Consider the following 11,956-nt stretch of genomic DNA (forward strand, 5'->3'; position numbering starts at 1 on the left):
GGCCGGCCATCAACGTCGATCCGTTCGACCTGGAGGAGCTGGCCTTCCTGCCGGGGGCCGTCGAGACCCTGACGCTGCTCGAACTGCGTGACGGTCTCACCAGCGAGAACTACGACCTGGTGGTGGTCGACGGAGGCCCGGCGGCGGCGCTGGTGCGGCTGCTGGCCTTTCCCGAGACGCTGTCGTGGTACTGCCGCCGGCTGCTGCCGCCCGACGGTGCCTTCGCGCGCTGGCTGCGACCCGGTTTCGGCTGGGCGGCGGCGCTCGGCGGGCGGTGGAGTGCGCTGGCGGCCCCCGCCTACGACACCGTCTCCCGCCTGCACCGGGCGGCGGTCGACCTGCGCGCGATCCTCACCGACCACGCCACCACCAGCGTCCGGCTGGTGGCGACCCCCGAGAGCTCGGCGCTCGCCGCGGCCCGCGGCAGCTTTACGGCGCTGTCGCTGCACGGGTTCACTCTGGACGGCGTCGTCGTCAACCGGATCTTTCCGCCGGCGAACGCGGACGCCTGGCGGGCGGGGTGGGCCGCCGTTCACCGCGAGCAGCTCGCCGACATCACCGCGGCCTTCATGCCCACCCCCGTCCTCCCGGTCGGCTACCGGGCGGGCGAACCGATCGGCCTGGAGGAGCTGGCCGCTTTCGGCGCGGCGACCTACGGTGAGCTCGATCCGGGGAGTGTTCTCGGGGAGCCGCTCATCGGCCCGAGCGGCCAGCCGCGGGTGGAACGCACCGAGGACGGGTTTGCGCTGTCCTTCGGCCTGCCGTTCGTCGACAGTTCCCAGATCGATCTGGCCCGGCTGGGTGATGACCTGGTGGTGACCGTGGGGTCGTACCGGCGGGCCGTTCCGCTGCCCGCGGCGTTGCGTCGCTGCAACGTGAGCACCGCCCGGCTGCGTGACGACCGGCTGGTCGTCTCGTTCGTTCCGGACCCGCGGCAGTGGGTGCGGGTATGACCACGCAGCGGTCCACCCCGGGCCGGCCCGCCGGCGCCGGGCCCGACTTCACCACGCCTTCCCCCGGCACGCCTTCCCCCGGCACGCCTCCCCCCGACCCGTCCGCGTTGCCCGGCCGCGGGTCGCTCGTGGTCGAAGCCGCCCTGCTCGCTGACGCCCTGCGGGACTGGGCCGCCTCGCATCTGTCCCCCGGTCCCGCCGGGCCCCCCGGTCCCGGCGCATCGTCGGCGGCGGGCTCCGCTGCCGACGATGCGCCGGCGATGCCCGATCCCCACGCGGATCCGGCGCCGGGACCCGCGGATCACACCTGGCCCTGCGCCGTGTGCCCGCTGTGCCGGCTCCTGTCGAGCCTCGCTGGCGACCGCCCCGAGGTGGTTGGCCATCTCCTCGCGGCGGCCGGATCCCTGACCGCGGCGTTCCGCGCCGCCCTCGGTGCCGGTGGGGAGGGCGCTCCCGGGCCCGCCACGCCGCGACGGCGCGAGACGGCGCGCCCCGCATCCGGGGATCATCCATGGCCGGGGGACACCACCGGCACCCAACCAGCCACCGCGCTTAGACCCCGCGTGCAGAGGATCGATATCACGTGAGCATCGCTACTCCCGATAGTTCGAAGAACCTGGATATTCCGGGCAGCTTGACGGTTCCGCGCGCCGAGCGTGCCGGCGCGGTCCTCGGCCCGTTGCCGGCGGAGAACCGGATGGAGGGCCTGACGATCGGCATCGACGTTGGCGGGACGAAGGTCGCCGCCGGCGTCGTGGACGGTGCGGGGACGATCATCACTTCCCTGCGTCGGCCCACCCCGGGCCATTCGGCAGCCGAGGTCGCGGACACCATCGCCAGCGTCGTCGCGGAGCTCAGTGCCGACCACGCCGTGCGCGCGGTCGGCATCGGCGCGGCCGGGTGGGTCGACTCGGACCGGTCCCGCGTCCTGTTCGCACCGAACCTCGCCTGGCGCGACGAACCCCTGCGCGACGAGGTCGGGGGGCGCATCGGCCTGCCCGTCGTCGTGGAGAACGACGCCAACGCGATGGCCTGGGCGGAGTACCGTTTCGGGGCCGGCCGTGGCCGGCGTGACCTCGTCTGCCTGACGGTGGGAACCGGCATCGGCAGCGGCATCGTCCTGGGCGGTGAGCTCTACCGGGGCGCGTCCGGTATCGGCGCCGAGATGGGCCACATGCGGGTGGTACCCGACGGGTATCCGTGCGGTTGTGGTAACAGAGGGTGTTGGGAACAGTATGCGAGCGGGCGAGCGCTGGTCCGGCTGGCGAAGAACATCGCCACCGTGGATCCGAGTGCGGCCGTGCCCATGCTGGAGCATTGCGGCGGTGGCGTCGACGCGCTGACCGGCCCGGACGTCACCGAGGCGGCGCGCAAGGGGGACCCGGCGGCGATCAGGTGCTTCACCGAGATCGGCCACTGGCTCGGGGAGGGCATGGCGACGCTGGTCGCCGCGCTCGACCCGAACCGCTTCGTCATCGGCGGCGGCGTCTCCGACGCCGGCGAGCTGCTGCTCGGCCCGGCCCGGCAGAGCCTCCTGGCCGCTATGCCCGGGCGGGATTACCGTTCCGAGCCGGACATCGTCATCGCTGAGCTCGGATCCCAAGCGGGCCTCGTAGGCGCGGCCGACCTCGCCCGGTTCTGACCCGACCCCCACGGCGATCCCAGGAGGGTCGCCGAAGGCGATTCGGCGGAGACCCCGTACGGCGCCCTGCGACAGGGGTCCCGCGTAGCGGCGAAGCCGCTACGCGGGGGAGGCCCGGTAGTCGGGTACCAGTTCGGCGGCGAGCTCCTCGAGGAACAGCCCGGTGTCGGCGACGACGCCGACCGCGTGCGCGCTGGTGCGTTCGATGAGGGCGTGCACCGTCGAGGGGTTGACGTCCACGCAGGCCACCGGGACCGAGGCCGGCAGGATGTTGCCGGTGGCCACGGAGTGCTGGGCGCTGGCGATCATGAGGGCGAACGCCACCCCCCGTAGCGCGGCGCGCATCGCCCGCTGGCCTGCCAGGACGTCGGTGTGGACGTCGGGCAGCGGGCCTTCGTCGCGGACCGATCCGACGAGCACGAAGGTCTTGTTGGCCTTGACCATCGCGTGCATGATCCCCTGGGTGAGCACGCCGGACTCCACGGCGGCCCGGATGGATCCCTCCCGGCGGATCGTGTTGACCGCGCGGATGTGCTGCTCGCTGCCGCGCTGCACCCGGCCGCTACGCAGCGGCCCGAGCCCCAGCGGCGATCCGTAGAGGGCAGCCTCCACGTCGAGTGTCGCCAGCGCGTTGCCGGCGAACAGCACGTCGACATAGCCAGCCCCGACGAGGGCGACCAGCGCCGGCCCGGCTCCGGTGCTCACCACCGTCTGACCTGCCACCCAGAGCACCTGCGAGCCCTCGGCCTTCACCTCGCGGATCTGGCGGGCGATCGCCCGGACCAGGACCGCCTGCGGCTGGGTGGAGCTCGGCAGCGGGGCGGCCAGGGATTCGTACTCCTCGTAGATCCGGCTGGAATGGGCGGTGACCGGCAGGACGACCTTCACCCCGTCCACGCCGCACACGATCATGTCTCCCGCGCGCACGTCGGTGACCGGTACCGTTCGCACCCGGCCGTGCGAGACGACCAGGCCGCAGTCCATCTCGGGATGCTCCACCGGCACCCACTGGCCGTCGAGGTGGACGACGGTCTCCAGATTGGTGGTGGAGTAGAAGTCCGGGGGGAAGACGCCGTCGCGGTCGGCCGGCTCGCACCGGGCCGTGCCAGACTCGATCTTGTTCACGCCGTGGACCTGGATCCGCATCAGAATGCGCATGAGCTGACTCGGTGAGTCGGCCCCCACCGTGATGACCGCGTGGGACTCGTCATCGTGGCTGCGCCCCAGGTCGATACGAACGACCCGATAGTCACCGCCATAGTCCAGCACGTCATCGAGAACCCGGGCCAGCACGCCCGTATCCATGAGATGTCCGTGGACTTCGACCTTTTCGTGATATTGCACGCCCCACGCCCTTCCATCTCGGTGCCGGTACGACGGCTGCCACGCCGCGCTCAGACCACCGCGCCGTCGTCGGGGCCGTCGAAGTCCGTGGGCGGACGGTCTCCCATCCGCGCGACCAGCGTGCCGACCCCGCCGAGGATCAGCAGAACCCCGGCGACGTTCTGGGTCCGGGACTGGTTGAAGTCGATCAGGTCCGGAACGACGAGGAACATCACACCGAGGGCGATCGAACCGAGCGCCCAGCGTGTCACGGGCCTGATCCGTGGCAGCGGTGGCGGGGGTGGCGGTTCGTAGTGCTCACCGTCCGGGTCCAGATCCGGGTCGTCCAGACCCTCCGGGAGCTGGCCGGAACCCGACAGATCGCCGAAGTCGACGACGAGGTCCTCGGTGCCGCCGCGTCCCCGTCGGCCGCCCTCACCGCCCGTGGACGGGAACGGCAACTGGTCGAGCCCGGGTTCGGTCCGGTCCTCCGACACGGGCGGAGCAGCCGGCTCGAACGGCGGACGTAGGATGATCACAGTGGGGCGGCGGGTGTCGTCCAGATCCTCCGCAGCCGGCCACCGGTGGGATTCGGGCTCCTCGTCGAAGCGCGCGATGAGTTCGAAGAACGCGGCGTCGTCGGCTTTCTGGGAGCGCGGGGAGGGCCGCGGTGCGTTGCCCCCCGCGGTTGTCGCGGATCCGTCGCTGTCGCCGTCGAGACCGCCGCCACCCCGGCCGGCCGTGGGCGCGGCACCGGGCGTGGATCCGCCGCTGGTCGGCTCCTCGCGGTTCGCGGAGGTGCCACCGCCACCGGCGGGGGCGCCGCCCGGCCCGCCGAGGGGAGCCCCCTCGGGCGCGGCGCCGTCCGTCGGCGAGGGCCGGTGCTCGCCGGGTCCTGAACCCGGTGACCGCTCAGTCATCGCCGCAGGGCGCGTCGGGCACGAGCGCGCGTGGCGCGTGCCGCCGGACGAATTCCAGACTTCCTTCGAAGATCGTTTCTCGGTCGTTGTCGAGCGTCGCGACGTGGTAACTGTTCTCCAGCAGTCGTTCTTCGGCCGGGGCGCGCAGCCCGGCCAGCAGAATCGCGCCGGAGCTGGCTTCCACCACATGGTCGACGACGCTGCGGTAGGTGAGGACCGGACAGACGATCCGACCGAGCTCCGGCCGGGTCACCGCCCACAGTTGGCGCAGCGACGCGAACGGGCGCAAGGGTACCCGGTCGTAACCGATCTCGGGCACGCCCTCGGCCTTCACGTCGCCAGCCACACCAGGCACGGCGGGGATCACCCGGCTCAGCAGCGGGGCGAACGCCGCGTGCCACCGGTCGGTGGTGAGGCTGGGATTCACCGTGACGAGGCCGGCGAGGTCCCCGCCGTGCTGCTCGGCCAGCCGCAGGGCCAGGGTCCCGCCCATCGACAGCCCCATGACGAAGACCTGCTCGCAGGTGGTCCGCAGCCGCAGGAACGCGGTCTCCGCCGTGGCATACCAGTCCGGCCAGGTAGTGGGCACCATGTCCTGCCAGCGGGTGCCATGGCCGGGCAGCAGCGGGCACGAGACTGTCAGTCCGACTGCGGAGAGGTACTCGCCCCAGGGCCGCATGCTGCCCGGGGAGCCGGTGAACCCGTGGACCAGCAGCACGCCGACCGACCCACCCTCGAACTCGAACGGTTCCGCGCCCGGGAGGACGGCCGCACCGGTGACACCCGCCATCGTGATCCGCCCTTCGTGCCTCGCGCGCCCGCCCGTATGCCGCGATGCGGGTCCGGCGACGCGCGGAGGGAAAACGCCGGTAAACGCATGCTCGCACGGTCCGCGGGCTGAGGCCACGGTCGTGCGTGTCTCACTCGCCGGGCAACATCGCCGGACGGAAGCCGCCGGACGGAAAGTCTCCGCCTGATGATATCGGTGATGGGTGGTTACGCGCGCGGGACATCGGGATCGAGGCGCGGTCCGCGGGGGGTTGGGGGCCCGCCGTCAGGTTTCCTGGCCGGCACCGGAGAATGACACGCCGAGCGGGGTAGACCCCGTTCGGTGGACGTCGTGATGACCTCTCCTTAGGCTCGAGCAAGCCCATCATCCTTGCGACCCGGCCCTGGGCGCCCCGGCGCGGTGGGGTCGCAAGGATCGTCGGGGTCTCCGTGGCGGACCCCGGCGAGGCCGCGGGTCGTGGACCGGCGGCGTGCGCCCCGGTGCCCGACCGACCGGTCGGTTCGTGGGAGGTTCGGGCCAGGTGTGATCGGCGTCGGCGGATGAAGACGGGCGACTGGCCACGGGCGCCCCCGGCGGGCCGTCGTCGTGCGGCGGTGACCAGGTGGGAGCTGTCTTGTTCTACTGGGTGGTCAAGGTATTCCTGACACCTGCCCTGCGCCTGTTCTGGCGTCCCTGGGTCGAGGGGGCGGAGAACATCCCCCTGGAGGGGCCCGCGATCCTCGCCGGCAACCATCTCTCCTTCCTGGACCACCTCTTCCTGTCGCTGGTCGTCCCCCGCCGTGTCACCTACCTGGCGAAGAGCGACTACTTCACCGAGGCGGGCGTCAAGGGGTGGTTCAAGCGGGTGTTCTTCAGCGGCGTCGGCCAGATCCCGATCGATCGCAGCGGCGGCAAGGCGAGCGAGGGCGCGTTGCGCTCGGGGGTCCGGGTGCTCCGCCAGGGCCGCCTGCTCGGGATCTATCCGGAGGGCACCCGATCCCCGGACGGCCGGCTCTACCGCGGCAAGGTCGGTGTCGCGCGCTTGGCGCTGGAGGCCGGGGTCCCGGTCATCCCCGTGGCGATGATCGGGACTTTCGAGGTTCAGCCGCCGGGCCAGCTGGTGCCGAAGATCCGTCGGGTCGGCATCCGCATCGGCCGCCCGCTCGACTTCAGCCGCTACGCGGCCATGGCAGATGATCGCTTCGTCCTGCGCTCGGTCACCGACGAGATCATGTACGAGCTGATGGCCCTGTCCGGCCAGGAGTACGTGGACCTGTACGCGAAGCGGGCCAAGGAGGAGCTCGCGGCTGCCCGGGCACAGGCGGCTGCCGGGGCGGCCGTGGCGTCTACCGGCACGGCATCGGTCTCCCCGGCGTCCACCGGCACAGCGCCGGGTTCCTCTGGGGCGGCGACGCCGGCTCGGTCTCCGGATCAGCTCGGGCTGCCGGTCACGGCGCCGGCGAACCCACGTGCCACCAAAGACCGGATCGACCGGGCGGTCTGACCCGTTTGCGGTGGGCACGGCAGGATGGTCCGGTGTGTGGTGACAGCGTTCCTGGCTGGACGGCGATCGGTCGGCGTCGCGGCGGCTTCGAACATCCCCGGCGATTCCCGGGACGGCGTCCACTTCTGGTCGCGCTCGGCCTGATCGTCGGCTGCCTCGCGGGAACGGGCCCGGTACCCGGGGCCTCGGCGGCCGGTTCCCCCGCCGCACCTGCTGGACCCGCTGGACCGTCCGTGGGCGCCGCCCCGGCCGATACGATCGGTCGCTCGGGAACGTATCTCACGGACAGTGATCGCCGGGTGGTCGTCCTGCACGGAATCACGGTGCCGGCCGGGGTGACGCCCACCGCCGGGGACATCGACACCTGGGTCGGCTTCGGATTTACCGGGGTGCGCCTGGCGGTCCCGATGGCCAGCGGCGGCCGCTTCCCGGCGACCTCCGGTGGGCCGGTCCTCGACGGTGCCGGCGCGGCGACCACGCCCGCCGACCCCGGACTCGACCAGGCCGCTGCCCTCACCCGCATGTTCACCGACCGCGGGTTGCGGGTCACGCTGCGGATCGTGCCCGCCTCGGTGGGCTACGTGCCCTCCGTCGCCGGCCTCGCCGCGGGGCTCGAACGGTTGGCGACGCGGTTCCGCGATGTGCCGGGCCTGCTCGGCTACGAGGTGCCCGATGGTGGTGGCGGCGGTGCGGGTCTCGTTGCGGCGGTGGCCGCGCATGACGGCGCGCACCTGCTGTGGCGGGAGCGGCCTGCCCCGTTCGACGCCGCATCGACGGTGGCGGTCAATGATCCGGCCGGATACCTGGTCGGCTGGAAGGACGGGTCGGCGGTCAGTGTCCGCGGTCTCGTCGCCTCCGCCGACGCGTTCGGCCTGAGCTGGTTCTACGACGTCCCGAGCCCGACCGGGGGCACGGCGGGCACCGCCGCGCCCGTCGGGAGCGGCGGCGCCGAACGCCGGGCGCCCGCCCCGCCCGCGGACATCGTCCGCCCCTACCCCGTGGCCATCGCCGGGGTACCGGAGGTGTTGCGCTTCGACGCGTCGCGGGTGCTGACGGTGGCCTACCGGACCGCGCCGTCGGCCGGGCCGCCCCTCGCTGCCGGCACGGCGACCGCGATCAGCGTGCCGGCCTGGTCCTATCCGACGGGCTATCAGGTGCAGGTCACCGGGGCGCGGGTGACGTCCGCGCCCGGGGCGGGTCTGCTCTGCCTCGTCAGTGATCCCGGCGCCGCCCGGGTCGAGGTCCGGGTCTCCCCGGCGACCGGTCCCGCGGTGACTCCGCCGTCCGTCGCGGGTTCGGCAGGCTGCCGCGCGACGCCGGCGATCGTCCCGGCGGGAGGGCGGTCGCCGGGACCGGACGGTCCTCCGCGGGTGGCGGCGTCCGGGGATGACGCCACGGAGGAGTACTCCGGGCCGCTGCTGTGGCTGCTGCCGTTGGTCGGTGCCGCCTTGGCGGCGCTGCTGCTCGGGGCCTTGCTGCGCCCGTGGCGCCGGCGCTCGGGCCCCGGCCCGGGGTGGTCCGTGGCCGAGCGGCCGACCATGGCGGACACCTCGGCCGGAGGAGACTGAGCCGGTGGGAACCCGCTTCTTTTACGACACCGAGTTCATCGAACGCACCGACACCGGTCATCACTGGCTCGATCTGGTCAGCGTCGGAATCGTCAGTGAGGACGGCACACAGCGGTACTATGCCGTGTCGACCGAGTTCGACCCGTCGTGGGCCGTGCCCTGGGTCCGTCGCAACGTCCTCGACCAGCTGCCGTCGCCATCGGACGAGGCGTGGAAGCCGCGGGCCCGAATCCGCGACGAGATCGCCGCGCTGTTGACCGCGGGCGGTGCCCCCGAGCTGTGGGCCTGGTACGGGGCCTACGACCACGTGGTGCTCTGCCAGCTCTTCGGCACGATGACCGCCCTGCCCGCCCAGCTGCCCCGCTTCACCCGGGACCTGCGTCAGCTGTGGGAGGAAGTGGGCCGGCCGGTTCTTCCCGCACCGCCGCCCAACGCCCACGATGCGCTCGCCGACGCCTTGCACAACCTCGCCCGGTGGCGGGTTCTCGCCCCGCTGCGCGCCCAGGTCGCCGCCGGGTCGAACCCATCCCGATGAGTCGATGACGTGGCCGTGGCGGCCTCGTCATCGCCACGCCACGTGACCGCGCTGTTGTCCTGAAGTGTGACTCTCCCGCTACGCTGCCGCCGGAGAAAGCGGTGTACGGTCGACGGGAGGACTCGGGATGAGGATCGGCGTACTGACCGGCGGCGGCGACTGCCCGGGACTCAACGCGGTGATCCGGGCCGTCGTGCGCAAGGGAGAGAGCGTCTACGGCCACGGCTTTGTCGGGTACCGGGACGGCTGGCGAGGGCCGCTGACCGGCGAGACGGTCCCCTTGGACATCGCGGCCGTGCGGGGGATCCTCCCGCGTGGCGGCACGATCCTCGGCTCCAGCCGCACCAATCCCTACGCCGCCGTGGACGGGCCGGCGCTGGTGCGCGAGCACCTCGCCGCTGCCGAGGTGGACGCGCTCATCGCGATCGGCGGGGAGGACACCCTGGGGGTGGCCGCCCAACTGCACGCCGAGGGACTGCCCGTGGTCGGAGTGCCCAAGACCATCGACAACGACCTCTCTGCGACGGACTACACCTTCGGTTTCGACACCGCGGTCAACATCGCCACGGAGGCGATCGACCGGCTGCACACCACCGCGGAAAGCCATCACCGGGTGTTGATCGTTGAGGTCATGGGCCGCCATGCCGGGTGGATCGCTCTGCACAGCGGCATGGCGGGGGGAGCCAACGTCATTCTCATCCCGGAGCGGCCGTTCGACTTCGACAAGGTGTGCGCCTTCGTCGAAGCCCGGTTCGCCACCCACTACGCGCCGATCATCGTCGCGGCCGAGGGTGCCGTCCCGATCACGGGTACCCTGGTCGCCAAGGAGGGCGAGGTCGATGCCTTCGGGCACGTCCGCCTGCAGGGCATCGGGGCGGTCCTGGAGACCGAGATCCGCGCCCGCACCGGTCGTGACGCGCGCGCGACGGTGCTCGGGCATCTGCAGCGCGGCGGCACGCCCACGGCCTTCGACCGATGGCTCGCGACGCGTTTCGGACTGCACGCCGTCGACGCCGTGCACGAAGGCGACTTCGGGGTGATGGTCGCCTTGCACGGCACCCGCATCGACCGGATTCCGCTGCAGGATGCGACCCGCGAGCTCAAGACGGTGCCCGAGGAGCTCTACCACGAGGCCGAGATCTTCTTCGGCTGACCGGGGGAGGGGCGGGCTGTGGGGCCGGATCCGCTTCGGGAACCGATCCCGCTCCAGGATCCGATTTCGGTCCAGGATCCGGTCCCGATTCGGGAGCCAGGGCCGGGTGCCGATTTCCGGGCGGATGCTTGTCCAAGGGAAGACGCCGATTCCGGGAAGATGTCGGGCGGCGGTGACCGCTCGAGCTCGACCTGGGCCGTACCCTGGTGTGGTGAGCGTACTGGATCTCTGGCGGGCCCTTCCGGCCAAGCAGCAGCCGTCCTGGCCCGACCCGGCGGAGTTGAGAGCCGCCCATGACCAGCTCGCAGCCCTCCCCCCGCTGGTCACCGCCCCCGAGATCCGGTCCCTGACCGACCGTCTCGCGCTGGTCGCTCGGGGCGAGGCGTTCCTGTTGCAGGGCGGTGACTGCGCCGAGACCTTCGTGGCGAACACCGCCGACAAGATTCGGGACAAGGTCAAGACGCTGCTGCAGATGGCGGTCGTCCTCACCTATGGCGCGAGCACGCCGGTGGTGAAGGTCGCCCGCATCGCCGGGCAGTACGCCAAGCCGCGGTCCGCGGACATCGAGGCCAGCACCGGGCTGCCCTCCTACCGGGGCGACGCCGTCAACGACATCGCGCCCACGGCCGCCGCGCGGCGGCCCGATCCGACGCGGATGGTCGCCGCCTACCACCAGAGCGCAGTCGCGCTGAACCTCGTGCGGGCCTTCGCCACCGGAGGTTTCGCCGACCTGTCGAAGGTCCACGAGTGGAACAAGGCGTTCGTGCGGGATTCCGCGGCGGGTCGCCGCTACGAGGTGATGGCGACGGACATCGAGCGTGCCCTCGCCTTCATGGCCGCCTGCGGCATCGACCTCGATCGGACCGTCGCGCTGACCGGGGTCGAGCTGTTCACGAGTCACGAGGGCCTCCTGCTGGAGTACGAGCGTGCCCTGACCCGGATCGAGGACGCCACCGGCGACCCGTACGACCTGTCCGCCCACATGATCTGGATCGGCGAGCGGACCCGGGACCTCGACGGTGCCCACGTCGACCTGCTGTCCCGGGTGGGCAATCCGATCGGCTGCAAGATCGGGCCGAAGGCTGGCCCGGACGAGGTCCTCGAGCTTGCCGAGCGGCTCAACCCCGACCATGTCCCCGGCAGGCTCACCCTGATCTCCCGGATGGGGGCAAAGCGGGTCCGGGACACGCTGCCCCCGATCATCGAGAAGGTCAACGCCGCCGGGCCGCCAGTGGTGTGGTCGTGCGATCCGATGCACGGCAACACCCGTGACGTGGGCGGCGTCAAGACGCGCCACTTCGACGATGTCCTCGACGAGGTCTTCGGCTTCTTCGAGGTCCACAAGGCGTTGGGCACCCACCCCGGTGGCCTGCACATCGAGCTGACCGGGGAGAACGTCACCGAGTGCCTCGGTGGGGCCGAACTCATCGGGGAAGACGACCTCGGCGGCCGTTACGAGACCGCCTGCGACCCCCGTCTGAACACCGGGCAGGCGCTGGAACTGGCCTTCCTCGTCGCCGAGATGCTGCAGAACACGCGGGGAGAACGCGGCGCGCCGTGGCCCTCGTGAGCTAGACCTGTCTTCCGTA

The 11,956-nt window shown here is 72.0% G+C and carries 11 protein-coding genes; 8 read left to right on the forward strand and 3 right to left on the reverse strand.

Translation table 11 applies throughout. The annotated features are described in order from the left end of the window. The 3 genes from AC08ON_RS07150 to AC08ON_RS07160 form a co-directional block, all read left to right on the forward strand. Window positions 1-953, forward strand: a 953-nt coding sequence (locus tag AC08ON_RS07150; RefSeq protein WP_476616666.1) for an ArsA family ATPase, incomplete at its 5' end; no start/stop codon positions are given. Next, entirely contained in the window at window positions 950-1,540 is a 591-nt protein-coding gene (locus tag AC08ON_RS07155) for a hypothetical protein (RefSeq protein WP_476616667.1), read from the forward strand. The genes AC08ON_RS07150 and AC08ON_RS07155, both read left to right, overlap by 4 nt. Continuing rightward, window positions 1,537-2,595, forward strand: a complete 1,059-nt coding sequence (locus AC08ON_RS07160; RefSeq protein WP_476607532.1) for an ROK family glucokinase — start codon at window positions 1,537-1,539, stop codon at window positions 2,593-2,595. The genes AC08ON_RS07155 and AC08ON_RS07160 overlap by 4 nt, the downstream gene beginning before the upstream one ends. 99 nt (window positions 2,596-2,694) lie before the next feature. Here AC08ON_RS07160 and AC08ON_RS07165 read toward each other — a convergent pair whose 3' ends face one another. From AC08ON_RS07165 to AC08ON_RS07175, 3 genes are read right to left on the reverse strand one after another with little or no spacing between them, the layout of a single operon-like run. After that, window positions 2,695-3,939 carry an ornithine cyclodeaminase family domain gene (locus tag AC08ON_RS07165; RefSeq protein WP_476607531.1) on the reverse strand — a complete coding sequence of 415 codons (1,245 nt, stop codon included), beginning with the start codon at window positions 3,937-3,939 and terminating at the stop codon, window positions 2,695-2,697. A 50-nt stretch (window positions 3,940-3,989) separates the two neighbouring features. Next, the gene (locus AC08ON_RS07170) at window positions 3,990-4,838 is read right to left on the reverse strand and encodes a hypothetical protein (RefSeq protein WP_476607530.1); all 849 of its coding nucleotides are present in this window, start codon (window positions 4,836-4,838) and stop codon (window positions 3,990-3,992) included. Continuing rightward, the gene (locus AC08ON_RS07175) at window positions 4,831-5,628 is read right to left on the reverse strand and encodes an alpha/beta hydrolase (protein ID WP_476607529.1); all 798 of its coding nucleotides are present in this window, start codon (window positions 5,626-5,628) and stop codon (window positions 4,831-4,833) included. The genes AC08ON_RS07170 and AC08ON_RS07175 overlap by 8 nt, the downstream gene beginning before the upstream one ends. Before the next feature lie 601 nt (window positions 5,629-6,229). On the opposite strand from AC08ON_RS07175, the gene AC08ON_RS07180 reads away from it, so the two are divergent. The 5 genes from AC08ON_RS07180 to AC08ON_RS07200 all read left to right on the forward strand — a co-directional run bounded on the left by AC08ON_RS07180 (window position 6,230) and on the right by AC08ON_RS07200 (window position 11,937). Then, window positions 6,230-7,111, forward strand: a complete 882-nt coding sequence (locus AC08ON_RS07180; protein ID WP_476607528.1) for a lysophospholipid acyltransferase family protein — start codon at window positions 6,230-6,232, stop codon at window positions 7,109-7,111. Between the two features lie 233 nt (window positions 7,112-7,344). Further along, window positions 7,345-8,679 (forward strand): hypothetical protein, encoded by a 1,335-nt coding sequence (locus AC08ON_RS07185; RefSeq protein ID WP_476616668.1) that lies wholly within the window; start codon window positions 7,345-7,347, stop codon window positions 8,677-8,679. Between the two features lie 4 nt (window positions 8,680-8,683). After that, window positions 8,684-9,214, forward strand: coding sequence for a polyadenylate-specific 3'-exoribonuclease AS (locus AC08ON_RS07190; protein ID WP_476607526.1), 531 nt, complete (start codon window positions 8,684-8,686; stop codon window positions 9,212-9,214). Between the two features lie 127 nt (window positions 9,215-9,341). After that, window positions 9,342-10,367 (forward strand): 6-phosphofructokinase, encoded by a 1,026-nt coding sequence (locus AC08ON_RS07195; protein ID WP_476607525.1) that lies wholly within the window; start codon window positions 9,342-9,344, stop codon window positions 10,365-10,367. 211 nt (window positions 10,368-10,578) lie between these two features. Then, on the forward strand, window positions 10,579-11,937 hold the full coding sequence (locus tag AC08ON_RS07200) for a class II 3-deoxy-7-phosphoheptulonate synthase (RefSeq protein WP_476616670.1): 1,359 nt from the start codon (window positions 10,579-10,581) through the stop codon (window positions 11,935-11,937). Window positions 11,938-11,956: the final 19 nt, after the last annotated feature.

The organism is Frankia sp. CoWAU3 (genome assembly GCF_977971855.1).

What these genes read in the sequence shown, in the direction of transcription:
- AC08ON_RS07155 (WP_476616667.1), top strand. Translation starts at nt 950, where the DNA reads ATGACCACGCAGCGGTCCACCCCGGGCCGGCCCGCCGGCGCCGGGCCC.
- AC08ON_RS07170 (WP_476607530.1), bottom strand. Translation starts at nt 4,838, where the DNA reads ATGACTGAGCGGTCACCGGGTTCAGGACCCGGCGAGCACCGGCCCTCG.
- AC08ON_RS07175 (WP_476607529.1), bottom strand. Translation starts at nt 5,628, where the DNA reads ATGGCGGGTGTCACCGGTGCGGCCGTCCTCCCGGGCGCGGAACCGTTC.
- AC08ON_RS07195 (WP_476607525.1), top strand. Translation starts at nt 9,342, where the DNA reads ATGAGGATCGGCGTACTGACCGGCGGCGGCGACTGCCCGGGACTCAAC.